21 protein-coding genes and 3 tRNA genes are annotated in these 25,125 nt (G+C 45.2%); 20 read left to right on the top strand and 4 right to left on the bottom strand.

Features of this window, described 5'->3' with window-relative positions; genetic code table 11:
• The first annotated feature begins 196 nt into the window (after window positions 1-196).
• The 3 genes from msrP to moaA all read left to right on the top strand — a co-directional run bounded on the left by msrP (window position 197) and on the right by moaA (window position 2,980).
• Complete coding sequence (gene msrP, locus DFR44_RS01715) at window positions 197-1,153, top strand: protein-methionine-sulfoxide reductase catalytic subunit MsrP (protein ID WP_133618981.1); 957 nt, start codon at window positions 197-199, stop codon at window positions 1,151-1,153.
• Between the two features lie 112 nt (window positions 1,154-1,265).
• A complete protein-coding gene (locus tag DFR44_RS01710; protein WP_162845115.1) occupies window positions 1,266-1,898 on the top strand; it encodes a protein-methionine-sulfoxide reductase heme-binding subunit MsrQ in 633 nt (210 codons plus the stop codon).
• A gap of 77 nt (window positions 1,899-1,975) precedes the next feature.
• Window positions 1,976-2,980, top strand: a complete 1,005-nt coding sequence (moaA, locus tag DFR44_RS01705; RefSeq protein WP_246012020.1) for a GTP 3',8-cyclase MoaA — start codon at window positions 1,976-1,978, stop codon at window positions 2,978-2,980.
• Between the two features lie 126 nt (window positions 2,981-3,106).
• On the opposite strand, the gene DFR44_RS01700 is transcribed toward moaA, so the two are convergent.
• The gene (locus DFR44_RS01700) at window positions 3,107-3,853 is read right to left on the bottom strand and encodes an LOG family protein (RefSeq protein ID WP_170175393.1); all 747 of its coding nucleotides are present in this window, start codon (window positions 3,851-3,853) and stop codon (window positions 3,107-3,109) included.
• Between the two features lie 242 nt (window positions 3,854-4,095).
• Between DFR44_RS01700 and polA the strand changes: the two genes are divergently transcribed.
• The 5 genes from polA (at window position 4,096) to phbB (ending at window position 11,762) form a co-directional block, all read left to right on the top strand.
• Window positions 4,096-6,930 (top strand): DNA polymerase I, encoded by a 2,835-nt coding sequence (polA, locus tag DFR44_RS01695; protein ID WP_133618979.1) that lies wholly within the window; start codon window positions 4,096-4,098, stop codon window positions 6,928-6,930.
• Between the two features lie 162 nt (window positions 6,931-7,092).
• Window positions 7,093-9,255: a class I poly(R)-hydroxyalkanoic acid synthase gene (phaC, locus tag DFR44_RS01690; RefSeq protein ID WP_246012019.1), complete on the top strand. Its 2,163-nt coding sequence runs from the start codon at window positions 7,093-7,095 to the stop codon at window positions 9,253-9,255.
• Window positions 9,256-9,267: 12 nt separating this feature from the next.
• Window positions 9,268-9,627 carry a DUF3147 family protein gene (locus DFR44_RS01685; RefSeq protein WP_246012018.1) on the top strand — a complete coding sequence of 120 codons (360 nt, stop codon included), beginning with the start codon at window positions 9,268-9,270 and terminating at the stop codon, window positions 9,625-9,627.
• Window positions 9,628-9,724: 97 nt separating this feature from the next.
• Window positions 9,725-10,906 (top strand): acetyl-CoA C-acetyltransferase, encoded by a 1,182-nt coding sequence (locus tag DFR44_RS01680; RefSeq protein ID WP_133618978.1) that lies wholly within the window; start codon window positions 9,725-9,727, stop codon window positions 10,904-10,906.
• Between the two features lie 118 nt (window positions 10,907-11,024).
• Window positions 11,025-11,762: an acetoacetyl-CoA reductase gene (gene phbB, locus DFR44_RS01675; RefSeq protein ID WP_133618977.1), complete on the top strand. Its 738-nt coding sequence runs from the start codon at window positions 11,025-11,027 to the stop codon at window positions 11,760-11,762.
• A 573-nt stretch (window positions 11,763-12,335) separates the two neighbouring features.
• On the opposite strand, the gene DFR44_RS01670 is transcribed toward phbB, so the two are convergent.
• Complete coding sequence (locus tag DFR44_RS01670; RefSeq protein WP_133618976.1) at window positions 12,336-12,899, bottom strand: TetR/AcrR family transcriptional regulator; 564 nt, start codon at window positions 12,897-12,899, stop codon at window positions 12,336-12,338.
• 78 nt (window positions 12,900-12,977) lie between these two features.
• On the opposite strand from DFR44_RS01670, the gene DFR44_RS01665 reads away from it, so the two are divergent.
• From DFR44_RS01665 to DFR44_RS01615, 11 genes are all read left to right on the top strand, one after another.
• Entirely contained in the window at window positions 12,978-13,622 is a 645-nt protein-coding gene (locus DFR44_RS01665; RefSeq protein WP_133618975.1) for a glutathione S-transferase family protein, read from the top strand.
• Window positions 13,623-13,810: 188 nt separating this feature from the next.
• The gene (gene osmF, locus DFR44_RS01660; protein ID WP_246012017.1) at window positions 13,811-14,791 is read left to right on the top strand and encodes a glycine betaine ABC transporter substrate-binding protein OsmF; all 981 of its coding nucleotides are present in this window, start codon (window positions 13,811-13,813) and stop codon (window positions 14,789-14,791) included.
• Window positions 14,792-14,885: 94 nt separating this feature from the next.
• Window positions 14,886-16,052, top strand: coding sequence for an ABC transporter permease (locus DFR44_RS01655; protein WP_133618974.1), 1,167 nt, complete (start codon window positions 14,886-14,888; stop codon window positions 16,050-16,052).
• 5 nt (window positions 16,053-16,057) lie between these two features.
• Window positions 16,058-17,005, top strand: a complete 948-nt coding sequence (locus DFR44_RS01650) for an ABC transporter ATP-binding protein (protein ID WP_211336882.1) — start codon at window positions 16,058-16,060, stop codon at window positions 17,003-17,005.
• Window positions 17,002-17,745, top strand: coding sequence for an ABC transporter permease (locus tag DFR44_RS01645; protein ID WP_133618972.1), 744 nt, complete (start codon window positions 17,002-17,004; stop codon window positions 17,743-17,745). Before DFR44_RS01650 ends, DFR44_RS01645 begins: the two co-directional genes overlap by 4 nt.
• 125 nt (window positions 17,746-17,870) lie before the next feature.
• Complete coding sequence (locus tag DFR44_RS01640) at window positions 17,871-19,148, top strand: replication-associated recombination protein A (RefSeq protein WP_281275596.1); 1,278 nt, start codon at window positions 17,871-17,873, stop codon at window positions 19,146-19,148.
• A 31-nt stretch (window positions 19,149-19,179) separates the two neighbouring features.
• Window positions 19,180-20,469, top strand: a complete 1,290-nt coding sequence (gene serS, locus DFR44_RS01635) for a serine--tRNA ligase (RefSeq protein ID WP_133618970.1) — start codon at window positions 19,180-19,182, stop codon at window positions 20,467-20,469.
• 73 nt (window positions 20,470-20,542) lie between these two features.
• Window positions 20,543-20,618: transfer RNA gene (locus tag DFR44_RS01630), tRNA-Ala, on the top strand.
• 40 nt (window positions 20,619-20,658) lie between these two features.
• Window positions 20,659-20,734 (top strand) — tRNA-Glu (locus DFR44_RS01625).
• 51 nt (window positions 20,735-20,785) lie between these two features.
• Window positions 20,786-20,861: transfer RNA gene (locus tag DFR44_RS01620), tRNA-Glu, on the top strand.
• Window positions 20,862-20,947: 86 nt separating this feature from the next.
• The gene (locus DFR44_RS01615) at window positions 20,948-21,718 is read left to right on the top strand and encodes a TatD family hydrolase (protein ID WP_133618969.1); all 771 of its coding nucleotides are present in this window, start codon (window positions 20,948-20,950) and stop codon (window positions 21,716-21,718) included.
• Window positions 21,719-21,762: 44 nt separating this feature from the next.
• Here the strand turns inward: DFR44_RS01615 and DFR44_RS01610 are convergent, their stop codons facing one another.
• Together DFR44_RS01610 and DFR44_RS01605 are read right to left on the bottom strand one after the other, a co-directional pair.
• Window positions 21,763-22,407, bottom strand: a complete 645-nt coding sequence (locus DFR44_RS01610; RefSeq protein ID WP_133618968.1) for a 3-oxoacid CoA-transferase subunit B — start codon at window positions 22,405-22,407, stop codon at window positions 21,763-21,765.
• A gap of 45 nt (window positions 22,408-22,452) precedes the next feature.
• Window positions 22,453-23,151, bottom strand: a complete 699-nt coding sequence (locus DFR44_RS01605; RefSeq protein WP_133618967.1) for a CoA transferase subunit A — start codon at window positions 23,149-23,151, stop codon at window positions 22,453-22,455.
• A gap of 296 nt (window positions 23,152-23,447) precedes the next feature.
• Here DFR44_RS01605 and DFR44_RS01600 point away from each other — a divergent pair, with 296 nt between their 5' ends.
• A complete protein-coding gene (locus DFR44_RS01600; RefSeq protein WP_246012016.1) occupies window positions 23,448-25,097 on the top strand; it encodes an electron transfer flavoprotein-ubiquinone oxidoreductase in 1,650 nt (549 codons plus the stop codon).
• Window positions 25,098-25,125 lie beyond the last annotated feature (28 nt).

The raw sequence follows: 25,125 nt of genomic DNA, 5'->3' as shown, positions 1-25,125 counted from the left end.
TCCAGTTGCTAAATGATTGATTTTAAAAATGTCTTGCGCAAAAGCCTCTTGCGCCTTGACTGCTAATTGGAGGCGAAGAGACCTATTTCAAGGGCTTCTACACAATTTTTTCTAATTTTTGTCAGGTCGCGTACAATGTAAACGTCTAATAAACAATTGTAAAAAATAATAACCTGTTTTTAAAGGCGCTTTCGTTATGAGTCATGACATCCAACCATCCGAAATCACCCCCGAGTCAACTTATCGCAACCGCCGTTTTTTTATGAAAACGGGTGTAGCCGCTGGTGCTGCCGTTTTGACTACGGGTGTTTATCGCTATTTTAATCCTGTGGTTCAGGAGCGTGCGGCCTCTGAGGTGCAATCAAGCCCAGCAGTTAATCCCGTATCCAATGCTCATGCGATTGAGCAGCCCAATACTTTGCAAGAAATCACGCATTACAATAATTATTATGAATTTTCTACCAATAAATCAGCGGTGGCTAAAGCCGCTGAACACTTTGTCACCTCACCGTGGACGGTTGAGGTCGGTGGCTTGGTTGGTAAACCGCGCACATTTGATTTGATGGATTTACTTAAGATTGAGCATGAAGAACGTATTTATCGTTTCCGCTGTGTTGAAGGTTGGTCGATGGTCATTCCTTGGCAGGGCTTTCGGTTAAAAAAATTATTGGACTTGGTTGAGCCTTTGGGTTCGGCTAAATTCGTTGCTTTTGAGAGCTATTACGATAAAGAGCAAATGCCAAATGCCAAGTATTCAGGGATTGATTTGCCTTACGTGGAAGGTTTGCGCCTCGACGAGGCCCTTCATCCCTTGACGCTCATTGCAACGGGTTTGTATGGGCAACCCATGCCGAACCAAAACGGTGCGCCGATTCGCCTCGTTGTGCCATGGAAGTATGGTTTTAAAAGCATTAAGTCCATCGTGAAAATAACATTGACCGATACCATGCCCGAGACCACTTGGAATAAGTTGGCACCAGATGAGTATGGGTTTTATTCCAACGTTAATCCGAACGTCGACCACCCTCGGTGGTCACAAGCCACTGAGCAACGTATTGGCGAGTTGAGCCGTCGTCCAAGTTTGATGTTCAATGGTTATGCTGAAGAAGTGGCGGGGTTGTATAACGGCATGGATTTAAAAGTGAATTTTTAAAGTTTGACAAGGACATATTCTCTCTGATGCTTGCTTTGTCTTGAGTTTGATGACGGTTGCGACAACACACAACTTGCTATATTCCCCCATTTTTTATACTTTTAAGATAGCCATGAGAACCGATAAAAAAGATTTGCAACTGAACAAATTCCTCGTTTTTATGAATGCCCTTGTGCCATTGGCATTGGTCGCATGGGATGGCTTTAGACATCAACTGGGGGTGAATCCTGTTGAGTTTTTGATTCGCTATTTTGGCGTGATGGCGCTTGTGTTTGTGCTCGTCACTTTAACCATTACACCGCTGCGTAAAATCTTTGGTTGGGGTTTTTTGATTAAATATCGCCGCATGTTGGGCTTGTTTGCCTTTTTTTACGCCTGCCTGCATCTGATTGCGTATTTGGGCTTTGACCGTGGCTGGAGTCTATCGAGCACCTTAGCGGATGTGATTAAGCGACCTTTTATCACTATTGGTATGGCAAGTTTTTTGATGTTGGTTCCATTGGCCATTACCTCGACCGACCGCATGTTGCATCGTTTGGGCGCAAAACGATGGCTAAAGTTGCATAAGCTGGTTTATGTTCTTGCCATTGGCGGCGTTGTTCATTTTTATATGATTGTGAAGTCGGATGTGTTTTGGCCGCTGGTATTTGCTTTTATATTAATGATTTTGCTGGGGTATCGTCTTTACGCGCGTCAGCAAAAAAACACGCCGAAACCGAAAACTCAGCCTAAAAAAACAGCATAGAAGGCTAATCACAAAGCGGATGGAACTAAGTCGTTTGACGTATAAGCGCAAACCTTGTTTTATCGTACAATTCATTCATGATGATACCCACAGCCTTTCCCATCAATGGACTTAAAGATCGCTTTAATCGAAGCATTGATTATTTGCGTTTGTCTGTGACAGATCGTTGCGATTTGAGATGTACATACTGCATTCCAAAAGGCTTTCGCAACTTTGAAGAACCCGAACACTGGCTTTCATTTGATGAAATCGCTCGTGTGGTTGGGGCTTTTGCTCGTTTGGGTACGCGCCGTTTTCGCCTCACAGGGGGAGAGCCTCTGTTGCGTAAAGGCTTGGTTGATTTGGTCGAGCAGCTCAACGTCATTGATGGTGTGCATGATTTGTCACTATCAACCAATGGCACTCAACTGGCAACACAAGCGTATGCGTTGCGTCGTGCGGGTGTCAAACGTTTGAACATCAGCTTGGACTCATTGCGGGGCGAGTGTGTGCAACGCATTACGGGTAGTAATAGTTTAGATAAAGTGCTTCATGGTCTGCGCATTGCGAAAGGTGCAGGCTTTGAACGCATCAAGCTCAATATGGTCATGATGCAGGGCGTGAATGAAAACGATGTCAGTGATATGGTGGCGTTTTGTATTCAACATGGCTTCATCTTGCGTTTGATTGAAATGATGCCGATGGGCGTGACCGCACAAAACCAAGGTTTTGTCGATGTACAACCGATTTTGGCGCGACTTAAAAAGCAATTTAATTTGCAAGAAAGTCATCAAATGCTCGGTGGCGGACCTGCGCGTTACTGGCACAGCGAGGATGGTGAGTTTACCGTGGGTGTGATTACACCAATGTCGCAGCATTTTTGCCAAACGTGTAATCGGGTGAGGCTGTCGGTGGATGGCACGTTGTATATGTGCTTGGGGCAAGAGGAGCGTTTTGAGTTGCGCCCATTGTTGCGAGAGGGTTGCACTGATGAAGAGCTTGAAGATGCCATCCGTGCTGCGATTGAATTGAAACCTGAAAAACATGAGTTCCGTGAGCAGCCTGAAAAAATTATTCGTTTTATGTCGATGACAGGGGGCTGAGTTTATGGCGAGCCGAGGACTGTTATGGTGGGTGCGATAGTTCGCATGGCTATTGAAAAAAAGCAGGCAAAAGTATGTTTACTTTTGCCTGCTTTTTTTCAATGCTTACATGCAACAATGCATCGCTTATAGTTGCATCATTTGTGCGCGTTCAGTGTCGGTTGGTGTAAAGCCGCGTTTTTCGTAAAAATCAAAAATCGCATTGACGATAAATTCAGGGTCATCAGTAATCTGTACAAGGTCTAAATCCTCTGGTGAAATCAGCTTGTTGCCAAGCAACTGTTCTTTGACCCAGTCCCACAGCCCAGTCCAAAATGTTGTGCCATACAAAAATACGGGCATTTTTCGGCTTTTACCTGTTTGAATCAAAGTCAATGATTCAAATAATTCGTCCATCGTGCCAAAGCCACCAGGCATCACCACGTATGCCGTGGCGTATTTAACGAAGGCGACTTTGCGCGAAAAAAAGTGGCGAAAGTTCATGGAGACATTTTGGTATGGATTGCCTGACTGCTCGTGTGGCAGCAAAATATTCAAACCGACACTGGCGGACTTGCCAGCGAATGCACCTTTGTTGGCCGCCTCCATGATGCCTGGACCACCACCAGATATGACACTAAAGCCTGCGTTGGATAACATGTTGGCCAGCTGTTCGGTTTTTTGATACACAGGGTCTTCAGGCTTGGTGCGTGCGCTGCCAAAAATGCTAACGGCAGGGCGAATATGCGCCAATTGCTCAGCGGCATTGGCAAATTCTGACATAATGCCGAGTATGTGCCATGACTCCCGCGCTTTGGTCATGGTGGCTTTTTCAGTTTCTGTGTGTGAAGATTCGCTGAGTGTTTGGATTTGTTCTTTGGCGTTACGGTTCATGGTTTTGGCTTTACTGTTTTTTAGTTAAATACACGAAAATGTAATCCAGCATTGTACGACAATATCCATCTTTGGATTTTGTAACGCGATTGTTTTTACACAGGTTTTAAAAAATGCCAGATATGACGGGCTTGAGGCGTCAAACGAATGTTCCAAACAAGTGTTTCAAATAAATGCTTTAAATTAAAATTGAATATTTAAAAAATAAAACCGCGTCTTTTATATTGAGTGATGTTGACCCTATGTCTTTACTTTCTGATTTTTTAGCTCAAACAGATACTGAGCACACCTTATTGTTGGTTGATGGTTCGAGTTTTTTGTACCGTGCTTATCATGGTTTGCCTGATTTACGTAGTCCATCTGGTGCGCCGACGGGTGCGCTGTATGGCATTATCAATATGCTTAAACGCCTGCGCACGATGGTGCCGACTGCACATGCGTTGTGTGTGTTTGATGCAAAAGGCAAAACATTTCGTGACGAATGGTATCCCGAATATAAAGCCAACCGCCCATCCATGCCAGATGATTTGGCCTTGCAAATTCCTGTTATTGAGGCCGCGGTGCGTGCCCTTGGTTGGCCAGTGCTGTCGATGGAGGGCGTGGAAGCCGATGATGTGATTGGTACCTTGTCTGTACAGGCGGCTGGTCAGGGCTGGGTTACGGTCATGGCGACGGGTGATAAAGATTTGACGCAATTGGTCAATGAGCGCGTCTTGTGGTTCAATACGATGAGCGACGAGGTGCTTGATGCCAACGGCGTGACGGCAAAATTTGGAGTGCCGCCTCAACGGATTGTTGATTACCTCACCTTGGTGGGTGACACCGTTGATAATGTGCCTGGGGTTGAAAAAGTCGGGCCAAAAACAGCGGTGAAATGGCTGACTGAATATGATTCGCTGGATAATTTGATTACACATGCCGATAAAGTGACTGGCAAGGTGGGTGAGAATTTGCGCTCAACTTTGGATTGGCTACCGATGGCGCGTCGTTTGGTGACGGTCAAATGCGATTTGCAACTGACTTCTGAAGCGAGTGATTTGGGCGCATTTCATATTAAAAATGAAGACCGCACCGCCTTGCGCCAAATATATGAGCAAGCGGGTTTTAAATCATGGCTTAAAACGTTGTTAGCGACGGAGGGTGAAGCCCCAGCATTGGCGTTTGGTGAGTCAGGCTCGTTGTTCGATGCGGTTAATACTCAAGCAACGACCACCTCTTCTGCTGCGAGTAACCCAATACAAGAGACTGAGCCAGTGGCCATTACCGCGTTCAAGGTCAACTACACGATTGTAAATACCCACGCTGCGTTGAGTCAAATGTACACCGCTTTGACCCGCGCATCTTTGGTGGCATTTGATTCCGAAACCACTTCATTAAGCCCATTCGCGGCACGTATTGTCGGACTTTCTTTTGCCACTGACGCGCAATCAGGTTGGTATATTCCGCTTATGCATGAAGGGATGCAGACTGTTGAACAATTACCGATTCACATTGTGTTGCGAACCCTCAAAACATGGTTTGAGGATGAAAATGCTAAAAAAATTGGACAAAATCTTAAATACGATGCCCATGTTCTAGCCAATCATGGCATTGCTTTGCGTGGTATCGCGCACGATACTTTATTGCAATCGTATGTTTTGGATTCGCACGCCAAACATGCGCTTGATGCCATTGCCGAACGTTATTTGCGAGTTTCTAGCGTGTCGTATGAAGATTTGTGTGGAAAAGGCGCCGCGCAAATTCCATTTGCCCAAGTCGATATTGAGCGCGCTGCGCAATACGCCGTTGAAGATGCCGCCTTGTGTCTTGGCGTGCATGCAGTGATGTACCCGCGTATTTGCGCCGATGATGGACTCAAAAAGGTGTACGAGCAGATTGAGTTGCCGACATCAGATGTATTGTTCACTATGGAGCGCGCGGGAGTGATGCTTGATGTGGAGGCTTTGCGTCAACAGTCGCATCATTTAGGACAGCAATTACTGAGCTTAGAGACACAAGCGCATGAGCTTGCAGGGCAGCCTTTTAACCTGAATAGCCCTAAGCAAATCGGTGAAATTTTCTTTGAAAAACTCGGCATGCCTGTGGTTAAAAAGACCGCCAAAGGCGCACCGAGCACAGACGAAGACGTGTTGCAAAAACTTGCTGAAGACTATCCTTTGCCTAAAGCCATGCTCGAATATCGCAGTTTGAGCAAACTCAAATCGACATACACTGATAAATTACCGCTCATGGTTGAGCCAAGTACGGGGCGAGTGCATACCCATTATGCCCAGACCGTAGCAGTGACAGGGCGGTTGTCTTCAAACGAACCTAATTTACAAAACATCCCCGTTCGTACCGAACAAGGACGTAAAGTCCGTACCGCCTTTGTGGCACCCGCAGGAAGCGTCATGATGTCGGCCGACTATTCGCAAATTGAGTTGCGTATCCTTGCGCACTTATCCCAAGACCCTGGGTTACTCAGTGCGTTTGCCAATAATGAAGATGTGCATCAACGAACGGCAGCGCAGATTTTTGGAGTGGCTTTGGGTGATGTGAGTTTTGAGCAAAGGCGCATGGCAAAAATGATTAACTTTGGTTTAATTTACGGCATGAGTGCATTTGGTTTAGCGGGAAACTTAGACATCAGCCGCACCGCAGCACAGCAGTATATGGATCAATATTTCATGCAATATCCCACTGTGTTGCAGTTTATGGAAAGCACCAAACAATTTGCGCGTGAACATGGGTATGTGCTCACGCATTTTGGTCGTCGCCTCTACTTGCCCGACATCAATGACCGTAACCAAGGTAAACGCCAAGGGGCCGAGCGTGCGGCCATTAATGCGCCGATGCAAGGCACTTCGGCTGATTTAATTAAATTGGCGATGATAAAGGTACAGCAAGTCTTGGTCGAACGTCAGTTACAATCAAAACTAATCATGCAGGTACACGATGAACTGGTGCTTGAGGTGCCAGACAACGAGGTGACTGTGTTAACGCAACTGATTCCAGAGTGCATGGCAGGTGTTGCGCAACTGGACGTGCCATTGGTTGCTGAGGTTGGGGTAGGGCTGAACTGGGAACTTGCGCATTGAGTACAATTTCACCTAAGTGATGGTTCTTTGATTTTTAAAAGCAAAACAAGTCAGCATTGTGTAAGAAAGTAAATCCTAGGGGAATCACAAAACACTGTTGTTGACTTGACTAAGCGTATGGCATTGCGCACAATGTGAAGATAACTTTAATAGGAGACCATTATGGCGACAAAAGGGCGGGCAAACGGAGCAACGGGCAAAACCGTTTCAACGACAACCACAAAACCAGCGGCTAAACCAAAAAAAGCTGTTGTTCATTCGACTGTGGAAACTTCGTCTAAACCCGTGGCAAGCAAAGTGACGCGGGTCAAAGCGACAGCAGCTAAAGTCGCCGCTCCTAAACCAGTGGCCAATAAAAAAGTAACAAGCCCCCAAAAGCCAAAAGTGGTGACCAAAGCCGTTGTCAAAAAAACGACGGTAAAAGCACCTGTTAAGACGGCTGTTAAAACAGCGGTTAAAACAACGGTTAAAACGACAGCAACACCCAAAGTCGCAGCACAGAAAGCAAAACCCGTTCAGACAGCTCAATCAAGTGCGCATGGTTCTAATCAACAGAATGTTGAAAAAGACACCTCAAAAAACACGCCATTTGATTTGTTCCAGTCCATGTTCAACGGCATAGACGACTCGATGGGTTTAATGACAACGTGGCAGCAGTTTGCGAATCAGATTGTGGGCATGCCCATGAACCCGTCGTTTGCAAATTTAATGGGTTTCGGTGGTCTAAGTGGTCAAGCACCTGATATCGCCAATATGGTTAATCCCCAAGACTTAGAGCGGTTACAAAGTGAGTACATGCGCGAAATGTCCGCACTTTGGCAAAACTACATACAACAACAAGGCATTGAATTGAGAGACAAACGCTTTGCTTCGCCCGCTTGGCGTAGCAGTGCTTGGGCCAATTATTTGGCGCAGAGTTATTTGATTAATGCACGCTTAATGCTTGAAATGGCAGAGTGCGTTCAAGCCGACCCAAAAACGAAAACGCGTGTGCGCTTTGCCGTGATGCAGTGGGTGGATTCTCTCTCGCCATCGAATTTCTTTTTAACCAACCCCGAAGCTCAACAAAAATTGATTGAAACCCAAGGCGAAAGTCTAAAAATGGGGATTCACAACTTTTTGACCGATTTACAAAAAGGGCGCATTTCTCAAACGGATGAAACCGCCTTTAAAATTGGTGTGAATGTTGCTCGTTCCGATGGGGCAGTGATTTTTGAAAATGAGTATTTTCAGCTCTTACAGTACACGCCGTTGACGGAAAAGGTGGGCGAGCGTCCTTTGCTGATTGTGCCGCCTTGTATCAACAAGTACTACATCTTGGATTTGCAGCCTGATAACTCACTTGTTCGACATGCGGTTGAATCGGGCAATACGGTTTATTTGATAAGCTGGCGCAATGCAGATGAAGCACTGGCTCAAACGACTTGGGATGACTACATCGAGGATGTGGTGATTCGAGCCATCCATGTGGTACAAGAGGCGAGTCGCTCTGACCAGATAAATACCCTCGGTTTCTGTGTGGGCGGCACTTTATTATCAACTGCTTTGGCGGTACTGGCCGCCCGTGGTGAGTCGCCCGCGGCCAGCTTGACTCTGTTAACCACTTTATTGGATTTTTCGGATAACGGTGTTTTAGATGCTTATGTCGATGAACAGCATGTGTTGATGCGAGAGCAAAGCATTGGAGCAGGTGGCATTATGCAGGGTAAAGAACTGGCAAATGCCTTTGCTACTTTGCGCCCCAACGATTTGGTTTGGAATTATGTGGTGAGCAACTACCTAAAAGGTGAGCAACCAACAGCATTTGACCTTTTATATTGGAATTCAGACTCGACCAATTTACCTGGTCCAATGTTCTGCTGGTATTTGCGCAATACTTATCTTGAAAATCGTTTAATTAAGCAAAATGATGTGATTTGCTGTGGCGAGAAAATCGATTTGTCGCGACTCAATGTGCCGACTTATGTCTTATCTTGTCGTGAAGATCATATTGTGCCTTGGACGGCCGCCTTCCGTTCGCAAGAACCGTTGAGTGGTGATAAACGCTTCGTGCTTGCTGCTTCTGGTCATATTGCGGGTGTGGTTAATTCTGCGAAAAAGAATAAACGCCATTATTGGGTTAATCCAAAAGCGAGTTTGGCAGGAGACCCCGAGCACTGGCTGAATACAGCTCAGGAGCATCCAGGCAGTTGGTGGACTGATTGGACGTTGTGGTTGAAACCGTTTGCTGGCAAAGAAGTGAATGCACCTAATAAATTGGGTACGGCTCAATATAAACCCATTGAGGCCGCACCCGGCCGATATGTTAAGGCACGAGCAGCCTAATATTTGGATGTTATGACTGGTCACATGTATTTAATCGTCAAATACCTACTGACAGCAGGTGTTGTCGTCTTGGTTTCCGAATTGGCTCGGCGTAGCGACAAAGTCGGTGCGCTGGTTGCTTCTTTGCCATTGGTGACCGTGTTGACGCTCATTTGGCTGTATCTTGAGCGGCAACCCATGGAAAAACTCAGTCGACACATGTCTTATACCTTTTGGTATGTGTTGCCGACGTTGCCCATGTTTTTGTGTTTTCCGTGGTTGTTGTCAAAGCTGGGCTTCGGATGGGCTTTGCTGGTTTGGTCAATGCTGACGATGGCATTATTCATGGTCTATGTTTTGCTGATGAAACAGTTTGGAATAGACTTGCTGTAAAAAATGACATCAGGATGAATGGGTTCTATCCAATTGATATTATTTAGTTTTTTATTAAAATCGAAAAGCAAATTGCTTTTTCAATAAGGAGATAGTAATGACAGAAGTGGTAATCGTGGCAGCTGTTCGCACGGCGATAGGTAAGTTTGGTGGTTCGTTGTCTAAAGTCTCTGCGCCAGAGTTGGGTGCAACAGTCATTAAAGCATTGCTGGAAAAAACAGGCGTGTCTGGCGACGCGATTAGTGAAGTGATTATGGGGCAAGTATTAACGGCAGGCAGCGGACAAAACCCTGCCCGTCAATCTGTTATTAAGGCTGGTTTACCCAACCATGTGTCGGCAATGACCATTAACAAAGTCTGTGGTTCTGGGCTCAAAGCAGTCATGCTTGCCGCGCAAGCAATTAAAAGCGGGGATGCTGAAATTGTCATCGCAGGTGGTCAAGAAAATATGAGTGCCTCGCCTCACGTCCTACCCAACTCGCGTGATGGTTTTCGTATGGGCAATACGCAACTGGTCGACACCATGATTAATGATGGTTTGTGGGATGCGTATAACAACTACCACATGGGCATTACCGCTGAAAACGTGGCCAAAGCCCATAATATTACGCGTGAAATGCAAGATGCTTTTGCCTTGGCCTCACAACAAAAAGCCATTGCCGCAATAGATGCAGGTCGCTTCAAAGACGAAATTGCGCCTGTGGTCATTCCACAACGCAAGGGCGACCCCATTGTATTTGATACCGATGAATTTCCCAATCGCAAGACCAACGCCGAAACTTTGGCAGGATTGCGCCCAGCCTTTGACAAAGCGGGCACGGTCACGGCGGGCAATGCTTCGGGCATCAATGATGGTGCGGCCGCTGTCATGGTGATGAGTGCTGAAAAAGCCAAAGCATTGGGACTTACCCCGCTCGCAACGGTTAAATCATTTGCCAGCGCAGGTCTTGACCCCACCATAATGGGCATGGGCCCCGTTCCAGCCTCACGCCGTGCATTGGAAAAAGCAGGTTGGAGTAAAGATGAGCTTGATTTAATGGAAATCAACGAAGCATTCGCGGCACAAGCATGCGCTGTGAATCAAGAAATGGGTTGGGACACATCTAAAATCAATGTCAACGGCGGTGCAGTTGCTTTAGGTCATCCGATTGGTGCATCGGGGTGCCGCGTGTTGGTTAGTTTATTGCACGAAATGGTTAAACGTGATGCCAAAAAAGGCTTGACGTCACTGTGTATCGGTGGCGGCATGGGCGTGGCTTTAGCGGTAGAACGTGCGTAATAAAGTGTTGAACAGCACAGAGCAATAATCGAGGTGCGCTTGATTGTTGCTCGTTAAAATAAACAATAAACATCGTATAAAGCAAAAAATTGCTGTGCGAAAAATAATGGAGCTTAAAATGAGTCAAAGAGTTGCGTATGTAACAGGCGGTATGGGTGGTTTGGGCACAGCCATGTGCCAACGTTTACACAAAGATGGTTTTAAAGTCATCGCGGGTTGTGGTCCGAATCGTGATGCTCAGAAATGGTTGGATGAGCAAGCCGCATTGGGTTACACCTTCTACGCCTCGGCGGGTAACGTGGGTGATTGGGATTCAACCGTTCAAGCCTTTGATAAAGTCAAGGCGGAACACGGCGTTATCAGCGTATTGGTCAACAATGCGGGCATTACCCGTGATGGACAATTTCGCAAAATGGACTTCAAACAGTGGGATGAAGTGATTAAAACCAACTTGTATTCCATGTTCAACGTCACCAAACAAGTGATTGATGGCATGGTTGAACAAAACTGGGGTCGCATCATTAATATATCCTCTGTGAACGGTCAAAAAGGGCAGTTTGGTCAAACCAACTACTCAACCGCTAAGGCAGGTTTGCATGGCTTTACCATGGCGTTGGCACAAGAGGTCGCCTCTAAAGGGGTCACGGTCAATACGATTTCTCCTGGTTATATCGCAACAGACATGGTGACCGCGATTCGTGAAGATGTTTTGGAAAAAATTATTTCAGGTATTCCAGTCAAACGATTGGGTAAACCTGAAGAAATTGCCTCTATGATTTCATGGTTGGCTTCTGATGAGGGTGGTTTCTCAACTGGCGCCGACTTCTCCGTCAATGGCGGCTTGCATATGGGCTAGTGAGTGCCTATGTAGGCTTTACTTGTGTACCAAATAAAATCCCCTCAGCGAGTTTGCTGGGGGGATTTTCTTGGGCTCAAGTGTTTTTTTGGTGTCTAAAATTTTTTAAAGCTTATGACAGCTCCCGACTGCTTGCTTTTTGAAAACCTAAAACTTATTTTTAATTCAAATAACAAAAAATTAAGAACTCAATAATCGAGCATGGAAGAGTATGGTCGAATGACAGTCTTTAAGTCTTTAAATATGTAGATGAATCAGAAAATATTGCCATTTGGGATGACCAACAACTGAATGCTGAGCCGTTGCTTAAATTTCAGCCAAACTAACCTAGTCTGTTGATTTTATAGAGTTAAGTCCAGTTATCATAAACTTATCCAAAGTTTTATCCACAGATTTTGTGGATAAAGAAATGGCGATTGGATTGGAGATTGAATGTGTCTAAAGTAAAAAAATCAAACAGTCATTTGAAATAAAAGGGTAACGATGCTTTTTTGATTGAGCCCTGAACATTTTGAGTAATTGGCATTGCATCCCATTCATTTAAAAGCCTAATTTTTATCAAACGTCCTCATCTTAACGAGCGATGCCCAATAGCTCAAGCGTTGTTGCCATGGCTTGCGGTAATAAATTTTTACCTAAAGCGCGTCCGTATTGCAAAGCAGATTTGGTTTGAAACATAATCAAGTTTGCTGCGGCATCGCTGCTGATGTTGACATTCCAATGTAGCGCGTTTCGTAGACGTTCAAATAATTGACTGACAAAATTTAATTCTAATTCTGTGACTTCGATTAAGCGTTGCTGTAAAGGCTCAGATAAACTTTGATGGTGTGCCTGTAGTGAGCTAATCGGGCAAATGCGTCCGTTGGGGTCAAATGTATGTAGTGCTTGTTCAAGCATCGGTAGTACTTGTTCTGGCGGCATTGCCAATAAGCCTTTGAAGCGTTCTGTGAGTCCGTTTTCTATTTGGTCGAGTAAAGCCAAACCAAAATCTTGTTTGGTGGGAAAGTGGTGGTGTATTGTGGGCTTGGCGATACCACTGGCTTTAGCAAGGTCGGCAAAACTGATGCTGTCATATCCACGAAGCATCATGAGGTTAAAACCAATATTGAGTAGTTCTTGTTTTCTATCTGTACGCATGTTAATATTTTAGAAACCAACCAACTGGTTGGTTTTGTTTCTCTTGAGCCAATACCATACCATTAAAAGGTCATCGAAATGAAATTATATTACGTTGTTGCTTCAACATATTCACAAAAAGCTTTATTGGCGTTGTATGAGAAAAATATTGCGTTTGAGCCATCAGTTGTAGATTTAGCGAGTGAGGCTGGGCGAGCGGCCTATAAGGAAGTGTACCCAATGTGCAAAGTTCCTTTATTGGTTGCTGAAAACTCTTTTATCCCTGAGTCGTCGATTATTGTTGAATATTTAGAAGATGAGTTTGCAAATCAAGGCACATGCCTTATTCCTACAGATAAAACCCTTGCGCGTCGCACTCGCTTTAAAGATCGAATGATTGATTTGTATGTGAACAATCCTATTGTTGCCATCTTTCTTGATTCGCGCAAACCAGAAGATAAGCGCAATCCTGAAGCGGTTGCACAAGCTAAAAACACATTGATGTCTTCATTGGCTCATTTTGAAAAAGAATTGGGTCAGCAGTCGTACATGAATGGCGATGTCTTTACGATGGCTGATTGTGCAATGTTTGGTCCTTTGTTTTATGCAAAGCAGATGGGCTTTGTTAACGAGAGTCCTAATTTGCAGGCTTATTTTGAACGCATGATGGCGCGCCCCAGTGTGCAAAAACTTATGGGTGAGTTGATTCCTTTTTTAGAACAAATGAACTCACCTAAAAATTAATATTAGTGTTTTCTCTTTCGATAAAGCCAGTTGTTGGCGTGCTGATGAGGCGCTTCACAACTGGTTTTGTTCTATTCAAGTATACTGCGCGATGATTTTAATTTACCTTGTGTGTTTGTTTGAGATTAATATCAAATAATGCTAAACAATGTAAAACATCAAATGGCTCATTCAAAAAAGAGGTTTAAATGTTTAAAGTTAGTCCAAAAATGATTTCATTGCTGCTGGGTGGTGCTCTTTTGTTGAGTGCTTGTTCAGGTGGAACAAAGCAAGAAACGTCTAATTCTGCACAAGCCGATGGGGCATCAGCAATCGGTAAACCTGTGGTTGTCTCTTCAAAAATCGATACTGAAGGTACGCTTTTGGGCAATATCATTCTTTTGACTTTAGAGGCCAATGGTATTAAAACTCAAGACAAATTGTCTCTCGGTGGTTTGCCTATTGTTCGTAAAGCTTTGATCAGTGGCGAGGTGGATATTGTCCCTGAATATACTGGCAATGGTGCTTTTATGTTCAGTAACGGCAATGAAAAAAGTGCTGAATGGAAGGACTTGCAAAATGGGTATGAAAAAGTCAAAAAGTTGGACTATGAGGCGAATAAACTGGTGTGGTTGACACCAGCGCAAGCCAATAATACTTATGCATTAGCTGTTCGCGAAGATGTTGCAGGTCCTGCGCACCTAAAAACCATGAGCGATTTTGGACGATGGGTGGCAAATGGGGGCAATGTAAAAATGATTGCGTCGCAAGAGTTTACTCATTTACAAGGTGCGTTGCCTGCGTTTGAGTTGACTTATGGCTTTAAAATGAAGCCTGAACAAATGGTTATTGTCTCGGGTGGAGACACCGCTAATACGATTAAAGCGGCTTCTCAACAAACCAATGGCGTGAACACCGCCATGGTGTACGGGACAGATGGTGCGATTGAGCCGTCAAACCTAAGAGTGATGGAGGATGATAAAGGCACTCAAGTCATTTATGCGCCAGCTCCCGTCATTCGTGAGGAGGTGTTGAAAGCGCATCCAGAAATCGAAGTTCTGCTAAAGCCTGTGTTTAATTCTTTGAATAATGAGGTTTTACGAGGGCTGAATGCGAAAGTTCAGGTGAACGGCGAACCTTCTAAAGCTGTGGCTTTAGAATATTTGAAGAGCAAAGGTTTGATTAAATAATTTTTATATTGAGCATATTTTTAATTCATAATGATTCGGCTTAACATCGCCAACGCAATCTATACCCTATCAATACCATAAATCAGCAAGTGCCATGGGCCTATCAAATTTAATCAAGCGAAGCAATCGCTTATCCATCTTGCTGGTACTGCTGGGCTGGTTGGCGCTGCTGACCCTGCCTTTGTTGATTGTTAAGCCCAATCGCATTGCCTTAGGTGATGCCAAAACATTCGCTCAATTAATAGAATATAGCGCGATGTGGTGTGTGTGTGGTGGGCTTGCATTGTGGAGCGGATCTCAATTGTTTTTATCTTCCCAACGGCTGCGTTTGGGTGTCGCAAGCGTCAGTTTGTTCATATTGCTTGTTGGTGTTGGTCAGATGGCCAATGCTTTAGCTATGGGTAGTTCATCTATCCGAATAAGCCCAGCGGCCGCTTTTTGGGTGCTGTTTTCGGTTTATACGTTGTCGCTTGCGGATGGTTTGCTCAATTTAAGATTAAAGCCCCTACATAAACTTTCGTTTTTAATATTATTGACAGCTTTCCTTGCTTGTCTTTTACATACTCACACTTTGGATGCTTTGGCGGTGATGCGGGAATACAACCAGCGACAGTCTCAATTTTGGGATGAGTTTATTAGACATGTCAATTTGACGTTTGGCTCTTTGTTTATTGCATTGGTGTTCGGTTTACCTTTAGGCTTGGCTTGCTTTGTGTTGCCAAAAATCAGAGCGGCCACGTTGCAAGTCTTAAGTTTGGTTCAGACCGTCCCCAGTTTGGCTTTATTTGGTTTATTGATGGCGCCTTTATCGTATTTAGCGGCTCATTATCACTGGGTTGCTGCGATGGGTGTGACGGGCATTGGGGTGGCGCCAGCATTGATTGCGCTGGTTTTTTATGGCCTTTTGCCAATTGTCGCCAATACCGTAGTGGGTCTAAACAGTGTTTCGCCTTTTGTGAAAGAGTCAGCAAAAGGCATGGGTTTGACTCGAATGCAAATATTGTTTCAAATTGAACTGCCATTGGCGTTGCCCGTTATTTTGACGGGGGTGCGTATCGTTTTGGTACAGACCATTGGCTTGGTGACTGTTGCGGCACTTATCGGCGCGGGTGGCTTGGGCGTGTTTGTATTTCAAGGCTTGGGTCAAACCGCTACAGATTTAGTGCTTCTTGGGGCATTGCCAACGGTTTTTTTTGCATTTAGTGCGGCAGTGTTTTTAGACGTGCTAATTGAATATTTGAAAAAAGATGAGCAAAAATGAGCGCTATGATTTCAATTCAAAACGTCAGTAAACAGTTTGGTTCGGCTACGGTGGTGGACGAAGTCTCTTTAGAGATTGAAACAGGCGATTTTTGCGTCATTGTCGGGCCTTCTGGCTCGGGCAAGTCTACTTTGTTGCGCATGATTAATCGACTGGAGCCCATCAGCAATGGAGGCATCAAAGTGCAGGGGCAAGACATTATGCGCATTCCTTCGACGGAATTACGTCGAGGCATGGGTTATGTGATTCAAGGGCATGGTCTGTTTCCGCACCGAACGGTAGGACAGAATATTGCCACTGTGCCAAAGTTACTTGGCTGGTCAAAAAATAAAATTGATGCGCGGGTTAAAACTTTGTTGGATGTGTTTGGACTGAACCCCGATGTGTTTCAAAATAAATATCCGCATCAGTTATCAGGCGGTCAACAACAGCGAGTGGGGGTTGCTCGCGCATTGGCGGCGGAAGCTAAAATTTTATTGATGGATGAACCTTTTGGCGCATTAGATCCCTTAACGCGCACTAAAGCTCAAGACGATTTGTTAAAAATCCAGCAACAGTTAGGGATTACCGTGATGTTGGTGACTCATGATATGGATGAGGCTTTACGTTTGGGCGATAAAATTGCTGTGATGAATAATGGGCGGGTTTTGCAATACGATAGCCCGCAAGACATTTTGACCCATCCTGCCGACTCGTTTTGTTCTCAATTCATTGGAACGGTTGACCGCGCACTCAAACTGTTGTCTTTGCATAATGTTTGCCAGTACATGCGCAGCGAATTGAGTCTGACCCATCTTGCAGTACCCAGCGTTTTACAAACAAACTCGCTCCGTGATGCACTATCTGAGATGACTTGGCACGGTGTGAACCACATCAGCGTTGTGAACCAAGCAGGTCAAGCTGTTGGAACGGTACACTTGTCGGATGTTTTAAAAATAGGTCAAGTAAAATGAGCAAAATACCAGCGATTATTTTTCGTTTGACCGCATTTTTTATTTTGCTTGCGTTGCTGGTGAAGCCCGAGTGGTTTGAAAAATTCTTTACCCCCTTCGCGCAAGAGGGGATGCCGATTATTTATAATCAAAACAGTTTGGCTGGTTTGGCACTGGCGCATATGCAGTTGGTTGGTGTCTCACTTGTGTTGAGTATTTTGATTGGTGTTGGTGCGGGTTTTTTTGTAACGCGCTCGAGTGGCGCTGAGTTTTTACCGCTCTCACGAGCCATTGCCCATATTGGACAAACATTTCCACCTGTTGCGGTATTGGCCTTGGCCGTGTCTGCGGTTGGATTTGGTTTTTATCCGAGTTTAATTGCGCTGACTTTGTATGGTTTGTTGCCCATCTTTGAAAATACAGTCGTGGGTTTGAAGTCCATTCCTGACGGCGTGCTTGATGCCGCTAAGGGCATGGGCATGTCTTCTTCACAATTGTTGTGGCAGGTTGAATGTCCCTTGGCTTTGCCGTTGATTATCGAAGGCATCAAAACTGCTGCGGTGATTAATATTGGCACGGCGACCATCGGCGCAACAGTGGCGGCCCAATGTTTGGGCGAAGTTATAATGGCAGGGATATTGGTGAATAATACCGCCTATGTTCTACAGGGTGGGCTCATCGTGGGATTAATAGCGGTGCTCGTGTACGATGGTTTAAATATGTTGCAACGCCGCTTAGTCATAAACAGTCATGCCAAATGATTGTTGGACATTGTTAAAAAAATGAGCCATCGCATGGTTTAGGTTTGGCATATTTCAATAAAAAATTTGAGCTAAAAATAACGGGAAATGTATAGCGAATGTCAGATTTATTTTTAAATGCGAACATGAATATTCCGCTTCCAGAACGGATGCGCCCACAAACCATCGCTGATGTTGTGGGGCAATCGCATTTGCTCGGAGACGGCCAACCTTTGCAAGTTGCGTTTGCGCAACGGCGTTTGCATTCAATGATTTTTTGGGGGCCGCCAGGCGTGGGTAAAACCACTTTGGCTCGCTTGGTGGCAAATTCGTTCGATGCGCATTTTGTGGCGTTATCCGCTGTGTTGTCTGGGGTAAAAGAAATCCGTGAAGTCGTGGAACAGGCTCATATTTACAAATCGCAAGGACGACAAACAATTTTATTTGTGGACGAGGTGCATCGCTTTAATAAGGCTCAACAGGATGCATTTTTGCCACATGTTGAGTCGGGTCTACTGACGTTTATTGGCGCGACCACAGAGAACCCATCGTTTGAAGTGAATAACGCTTTGCTATCGCGAGCTGCGGTGTATGTGTTGAAATCACTGAATGAGGAGGAGTTAAACCAGCTTATTACTCGTGCCTGCGATGTTGAACTGGGCATGACGATTGAGGATAGCGCACGAACTCGATTGATTGGCGCAGCAGATGGTGATGCACGGCGTTTACTCAATCAAGTTGAACAAGTGGCGCAGGTGGCCACCAGCCAGAAGACCACCCACATCAGCGAAACCTTAGTGAAGTCGTCACTTGGTTCCACCCTGCGACGGTTTGACTCAGGCGGTGATGATTTTTATGACCAAATTTCAGCTTTGCACAAATCAGTAAGAGGTTCTAATCCAGATGCTGCTTTGTATTGGTTCACGCGGATGTTGGATGGCGGCGCCGACCCGCGTTACCTTGCAAGGCGAATTGTGCGTATGGCATGGGAAGACATTGGTTTGGCCGATCCACGTGCGATGCAAATATGCAATGATGCCGCAACCACATACGAAAGGCTGGGCTCGCCCGAAGGAGAGTTGGCATTGGCGCAAGCGGTCTTGTATTTAGCGGTGGCCGCGAAGTCAAATGCAGGTTACATGGCATTTAATCAAATGAAAGCCTTTATTGCCAACGAGCCATCACGCGCCGTGCCCCTGCACCTGCGTAATGCACCGACCAAACTCATGAAATCGCTCGATTATGGCAAAAACTACCGTTATGCCCATGATGAAGAGGGGGCGTATGCAGCAGGAGAAAATTATTTTCCAGAAAATATGCCGCCTGCCCCCCGTTATCAACCCACAGACCGAGGCTTAGAAGGTAGAATAGCGGATAAATTACGTGAGTTGCGTGCCTTGGATGAGGCCGCGCGTAAAAAGTAATATTATATTTTATTGATACAATAGGTTAAATATGCTCGATATACAATTGCTCAGAAAACATACCGATGAGGTGGCGGCTCGTCTAAAAACACGAGGTTTTGAACTGGATGTGGATGGATTTAATGCGTTAGAAATGCAGCGCAAAAACATTCAAATCCGAACCGAAGAGCTTCAAGCACAGCGCAATAAATTGTCTAAAGAAATCGGTATTCTTAAATCGCAAAAGCAAAATGCAGATGACCTCATGGCGCAGGTTGCTGCAATTGCCGATGAATTAAAGGCATCCGCTGTTGCTCTGGAAGAAATTCAAGTCAAGTTGAACGACCTTTTGATGCGCATTCCCAATTTGCCACACGACTCTGTCCCCGTTGGCGCAGATGAAACGAACAATATAGAAGTATCGCGCTGGGGCACGCCTGCAACTTATGATTTTGAGGTCAAAGACCATGTGGCCATTGGAGAACAGTTGGGGTTATTGGACTTTGATACGGCGGCTAAGTTGTCGGGCGCACGTTTTTCTTTCTTGCGAGGCGGTTTAGCCAAATTACATCGTGCTTTGGCTCAAATGATGTTGGATGTGCATACAGAACAACACGGCTATACCGAATGCTACACACCATTTATGGTCAATGCTGAAAGTATGCTGGGTACAGGTCAGTTGCCTAAATTTAAAGAAGATTTGTTTTGGGTCAGCAAAGGCGGCGACGAAGAAGCGCGTGAGATGTATTTAATTCCGACCTCAGAAGTGCCATTGACCAACACCGTGCGTGACAGCATCGTTTCAGCCGATGATTTACCCATCCGACTGACTACGCAAACACCTTGTTTTCGCTCAGAAGCGGGTAGTGCAGGGCGTGATACGCGGGGCTTAATTCGTCAGCACCAATTTGAAAAAGTTGAGATGGTGCAAATTACTCACCCTGAAAAATCGTACGAGGCGCTTGAAGAAATGCGCGGTCACGCTGAAAAAATCTTGCAATTGCTAGAGTTGCCATATCGTGTGGTGGCCTTGTGCACAGGCGACATGGGTTTTGGTGCGACGAAAACTTATGACCTTGAAGTTTGGGTACCATCACAAAACACCTATCGTGAAATTTCGAGCGTGTCCAATTGCGAAGCGTTCCAAGCACAACGCATGCAAGCACGATTCCGCGTTGGCACAAACAAACCTGAACTGGTTCATACATTGAATGGCTCAGGCTTAGCGGTAGGGCGCGCTTTAGTGGCTTTACTTGAAAATCATCAACAAGCGGATGGCTCAGTCAAAATTCCTACCGCCTTGCAAGCATACATGGGCGGTAAAAAAACGTTGAACGCATAAATTTTTAGAAAAAGTTTAGAAAACCCCTTGCGCAAACAATCGAATTGCGGCATAATCTCGGTTCTTCGCACAAGGGGGTATAGCTCAGCTGGGAGAGCGCTTGCATGGCATGCAAGAGGTCAGCGGTTCGATCCCGCTTATCTCCACCAAGATTTTTTGGTCAGATATTTGTGTTGAAAAAAGTTCTAAGCTCCCATCGTCTAGAGGCCTAGGACACCACCCTTTCACGGTGGTTACAGGGGTTCGAATCCCCTTGGGAGTGCCAAGATTTTAAAGAAAAGTTCTTGTACTTTTCTAGTGTTGAAAAAAGTTCTAAGCTCCCATCGTCTAGAGGCCTAGGACACCACCCTTTCACGGTGGTTACAGGGGTTCGAATCCCCTTGGGAGTGCCAAAATTAAAACCACATCCAAGCGATGTGGTTTTTTGTTTTATGCTTGTCTTAACATTGTTTACATTGCCCTCTATAAAAGGTTATTCATGTTTATTGACTCTCATTGTCACATTGACTTCCCCGAGCTGATGCCGCAGATGCCTGAAATTTTAGCGCAAATGCAGGCACACAAGGTTTCTCATGCCCTCGCGGTAAGCGTTGACGTCAGCGATTGGTCGCGCATCCAGTCATTGATTGAGCAATATCCTAACTTATATGGTTCAGTGGGAACGCATCCAGATTATCCCGATGTGCATGAGCCCAGCATTGAAGAGTTGCTTGAAAAAGCGAAGCACCCCAAAGTCATTGCTATTGGTGAAACGGGTTTGGATTATTTTCGCCTAGAGGGCAATTTAGAGTGGCAACGAGAACGCTTTCGGACGCATATTCGCGCGGCATTGCGTGCACAAAAGCCATTGATTATTCATACGCGCAATGCTCAAGATGACACGATTCGCTTGATGACCGAAGAAAATGCACGAGACATTGGTGGTGTTATGCACTGCTTTACCGAGGCAAAGGACGTGGCGAAACGAGCATTGGATTTGAATTTTTATATTTCATTTTCAGGCATCGTCAGCTTTAAAAACGCAAAAGTTGTGCATGAATGCGCTGAATATGTGCCGTTGGAACGGATTTTAATCGAGACTGATGCACCATACCTTGCGCCCGTGCCTCATCGCGGTCAAACCAATCAACCTGCTTGGGTGGCACATGTGGCGCAGCGCATTGCCGACATTAAAGGGGTGAGTGTAGAGGAAGTGGGGCGCGTCACTACAGAGAATTTCAAATCATGTTTTCGGTTGAGTGCTTTATAAAGCACTCATGATTTATTTTTTCAATTTTTGATGGGAGATGACGCTTATTGAATCAGCGTCACTCCTGTTTTACTTTGCAACTCAGCAAAAGAGACTTCAGGTGCAAGCTCGACAACTTTTAGCCCTTCTGCAGTGACGTCTAATACCGCTAAATCTGTAATGATGCGGTCAACCACCCCCACCCCAGTTAATGGCAATGTGCATTCTGGAAGAATTTTAAAATCTTCGCCTGAGCCATCTTTGCGTTTAGCGGTGTGCTCCATGAGCACAATGACACGCTGCACCCCAGCGACTAGATCCATTGCGCCGCCCATCCCTTTAACCATTTTGCCTGGAATCATCCAATTGGCCAAATCGCCTTTTGTGGAGACTTGCATGGCGCCGAGAATAGACAAGTTGATGTGTCCACCACGAATCATGGCGAAAGAATCGCTCGATGAAAATACCGATGAGCCTGGTAGTGTGGTGATGGTTTGTTTTCCTGCATTGATAAGGTCAGGGTCAACCTCAGCTTCAGTTGGGAATGGGCCGATGCCAAGCAGGCCATTCTCAGATTGTAGCCACACCTCTTTATCATCGCCAACGTAGTTGGCGACTAGGGTTGGCAAGCCAATGCCTAAATTGACATAAAAACCATCTTCTAATTCTTGCGCCGCACGCGCGGCCATTTCATTTTTTGTCCAAGCCATCACAATTTCCTTCAAAAAAAGAGTCAATGCGTAGATGCAGATGCATTAAACACTCAACGTGCGTTGTTCAATGCGTTTTTCGGGAGTGGCGTTTAGAACAATGCGTTGCACAAAAATCCCTGGCGTATGCACAGCATCTGGGTCAAATGTGCCGTTCTCTACAATTTCCTCGACTTCAACTACCGTGATTTTGCCTGCTGTCGCCACCATAGGGTTAAAGTTGCGTGCAGTACGGCGGTAAATGAGGTTGCCTGACTTATCTGCTTTCCATGCTTTGACTAAGGCCACGTCAGCGGTTAAAGAGTGCTCCATGACATAGGTGTCGCCATTGAATTCACGTAATTCTTTACCTTCGGCAACCAGCGTGCCTACACCAGTTTTGGTGAAAAAAGCAGGAATGCCAGCACCGCCAGCACGTAATTTCTCAGCCAAAGTGCCTTGAGGCGTGAACTCTAATTCCAGCTCGCCAGCGAGATATTGGCGTTCAAACTCTTTATTTTCACCGACATACGATGAAATCATTTTTTTGATTTGACGTGTTTCAAGCAGCAAGCCCAATCCAAAACCGTCAACACCTGCATTATTTGAAATACAAGTGAGGTTTTTGACGGCGCTATCTCTCAATGCGGCAATCAATGCTTCTGGAATGCCACATAAACCAAAACCACCCACGGCGATTGTTTGACCATCACTGACTATATCTGCTAATGCGGCAGCCGCACTTGGGAATACTTTATTTGCCATAATCATTACCTTTTGTTGTATTGCACAAAAAACAGTCACACTGCATCTTAGCCTAAAATATACCGTCGATAAAGCATTTGGCCATTATTTTAGAAGTGTTTTACTGTTCTGTAGGGTTTAACCTGCAGGTTTAAACTTTTCTCAAAAAATTTTAAACAAAGTTTAAATATAGTTTTCAATCATTCAAAATTAAGCATGTACAAAAAAAGAACGACCGTTTCTTTTTGTGCGCGTGTTTAATGATTTATGCTACTATTCGTCAACTTTAATATAAATAAATTAACATGGAGCAAACAATGGACACGACAGTCGAACGTGATGTGATGGAATATGATGTACTCATTGTTGGTGGTGGCCCTGCGGGCTTAGCCAGTGCGATTCATTTAAAACAATTAAATGCAAATTTGAATGTGTGTTTAATCGATAAAGGCTCAGAAATTGGTGCACATATTCTGTCGGGCGCGGTGATGGATCCAATTGCGCTCAATGAACTCTTTCCAAACTGGAAAGAGCTTAACGCGCCGCTGAACGTTGCCGTTACAGAAGATAAGTTCTTGTTTTTAAGCGAAACGGATTCAAAGGCAACCCCTAGTTGGTTACTGCCTAGCGGCTTTCAAAATCATGGTAATTATATTGTCAGCTTGGCGAATGTTGCACGCTGGATGGGCGAACAGGCGGAAGCTTTGGGCGTTGAGATTTACCCTGGTTTTGCGGCGGCGGGTGTGTTGTACGATGAAAACGGCGCAGTCAAAGGGGTTGTGACAGGTGATTTGGGCATCGGTAAAAATGGTGAACCCACTGCGAACTATCAAGCGGGTATGGAGTTGCACGCGAAGTATACGGTTTTTGCCGAAGGCGCTCGTGGAAGTTTGGGCAAATGCGTGATGGAAAAATTTAACCTGAACAAAGGCAAAGACCCGCAATCTTATGGCATCGGTATCAAAGAAATTTGGCAAGTGCCCGCAGAACAGCATCAAGAAGGTTTGGTTGTGCATACAGCGGGTTGGCCTTTAGATTCAAATACGTATGGCGGCTCATTTCTTTATCATTTAGACAATAATCAAATTGCTTTAGGTTTGGTGGTGGGCTTGGATTATCAAAACCCTTATCTCTCGCCTTTTGAAGAGTTTCAACGTTATAAAACTCATCCTGAAATTGCCAAGTATCTTAAAGGTGGTAAACGCTTGGCGTACGGTGCGCGTGCGATTACTGCGGGTGGTATTTTGTCATTGCCGCAGCTTTATTTTAAAGGCGGCGTGATGGTTGGGTGCGAAGCGGGCTTTTTAAATGCGTCACGCATTAAAGGTTCACATGCGGCCATTAAAACGGGCATGATGGCCGCAGAAGCGATTGCCAATGCCATTCAAGCTGAACGCGCACGAGATGAGTTACCTGAGTATGAGGCTTTATTTAATGCATCATGGCTCAAAGATGAGTTATGGAAGGCACGTAACTTTAAACAGTGGTTCAAGCACGGTAGAACGGTTGCCACATTGATGACGGGCATCGAGCAAAAAATACTGGCAGGGCGTTTTCCATGGACCATCCATCGAACCAAGGCGGATTATGAATGCCTTTTACCCGCCGCACAGTGCGCTCCGATTGCTTATCCAAAGCCTGATGGCGTATTGACTTTTGATCGTTTATCGTCGGTTTTTATTTCAAATACCAATCATGAGGAAAATCAACCTGCGCATTTGACGTTACGCGATGCTTCGATTCCTGTTGGCGTTAATTTGGCAACTTATGCAGGGCCTGAGTCACGTTATTGCCCTGCGGGTGTATATGAATTCATTGACGATGCTGAGAATGTGGGGCAGAAACGTTTACAAATTAATGCGCAAAATTGCGTGCATTGCAAAACTTGTGACATCAAAGACCCGAGTCAAAATATTGTTTGGGTCACGCCAGAGGGGGGCGGTGGGCCGAACTATACCAATATGTAAATTCGGATTAACTCGTTGATTTAACAAT

The organism is Hydromonas duriensis (genome assembly GCF_004363775.1).
GTDB lineage: Bacteria > Pseudomonadota > Gammaproteobacteria > Burkholderiales > Burkholderiaceae > Hydromonas > Hydromonas duriensis.
This window is presented reverse-complemented; position numbering and strand designations above follow the sequence as displayed.

What these genes read in the sequence shown, in the direction of transcription:
- DFR44_RS01700 (WP_170175393.1), bottom strand. Translation starts at nt 3,853, where the DNA reads ATGAACCGTAACGCCAAAGAACAAATCCAAACACTCAGCGAATCTTCA.
- DFR44_RS01610 (WP_133618968.1), bottom strand. Translation starts at nt 22,407, where the DNA reads ATGGCTTGGACAAAAAATGAAATGGCCGCGCGTGCGGCGCAAGAATTA.
- serS (WP_133618970.1), top strand. Translation starts at nt 19,180, where the DNA reads ATGCTCGATATACAATTGCTCAGAAAACATACCGATGAGGTGGCGGCT.
- phbB (WP_133618977.1), top strand. Translation starts at nt 11,025, where the DNA reads ATGAGTCAAAGAGTTGCGTATGTAACAGGCGGTATGGGTGGTTTGGGC.
- phaC (WP_246012019.1), top strand. Translation starts at nt 7,093, where the DNA reads ATGGCGACAAAAGGGCGGGCAAACGGAGCAACGGGCAAAACCGTTTCA.
- moaA (WP_246012020.1), top strand. Translation starts at nt 1,976, where the DNA reads ATGATGATACCCACAGCCTTTCCCATCAATGGACTTAAAGATCGCTTT.
- DFR44_RS01600 (WP_246012016.1), top strand. Translation starts at nt 23,448, where the DNA reads ATGGACACGACAGTCGAACGTGATGTGATGGAATATGATGTACTCATT.
- osmF (WP_246012017.1), top strand. Translation starts at nt 13,811, where the DNA reads ATGTTTAAAGTTAGTCCAAAAATGATTTCATTGCTGCTGGGTGGTGCT.
- DFR44_RS01670 (WP_133618976.1), bottom strand. Translation starts at nt 12,899, where the DNA reads ATGCGTACAGATAGAAAACAAGAACTACTCAATATTGGTTTTAACCTC.
- polA (WP_133618979.1), top strand. Translation starts at nt 4,096, where the DNA reads ATGTCTTTACTTTCTGATTTTTTAGCTCAAACAGATACTGAGCACACC.
- msrP (WP_133618981.1), top strand. Translation starts at nt 197, where the DNA reads ATGAGTCATGACATCCAACCATCCGAAATCACCCCCGAGTCAACTTAT.
- DFR44_RS01655 (WP_133618974.1), top strand. Translation starts at nt 14,886, where the DNA reads ATGGGCCTATCAAATTTAATCAAGCGAAGCAATCGCTTATCCATCTTG.
- DFR44_RS01665 (WP_133618975.1), top strand. Translation starts at nt 12,978, where the DNA reads ATGAAATTATATTACGTTGTTGCTTCAACATATTCACAAAAAGCTTTA.
- DFR44_RS01710 (WP_162845115.1), top strand. Translation starts at nt 1,266, where the DNA reads ATGAGAACCGATAAAAAAGATTTGCAACTGAACAAATTCCTCGTTTTT.
- DFR44_RS01645 (WP_133618972.1), top strand. Translation starts at nt 17,002, where the DNA reads ATGAGCAAAATACCAGCGATTATTTTTCGTTTGACCGCATTTTTTATT.
- DFR44_RS01640 (WP_281275596.1), top strand. Translation starts at nt 17,871, where the DNA reads ATGAATATTCCGCTTCCAGAACGGATGCGCCCACAAACCATCGCTGAT.
- DFR44_RS01685 (WP_246012018.1), top strand. Translation starts at nt 9,268, where the DNA reads ATGACTGGTCACATGTATTTAATCGTCAAATACCTACTGACAGCAGGT.
- DFR44_RS01650 (WP_211336882.1), top strand. Translation starts at nt 16,058, where the DNA reads ATGATTTCAATTCAAAACGTCAGTAAACAGTTTGGTTCGGCTACGGTG.
- DFR44_RS01605 (WP_133618967.1), bottom strand. Translation starts at nt 23,151, where the DNA reads ATGGCAAATAAAGTATTCCCAAGTGCGGCTGCCGCATTAGCAGATATA.
- DFR44_RS01680 (WP_133618978.1), top strand. Translation starts at nt 9,725, where the DNA reads ATGACAGAAGTGGTAATCGTGGCAGCTGTTCGCACGGCGATAGGTAAG.
- DFR44_RS01615 (WP_133618969.1), top strand. Translation starts at nt 20,948, where the DNA reads ATGTTTATTGACTCTCATTGTCACATTGACTTCCCCGAGCTGATGCCG.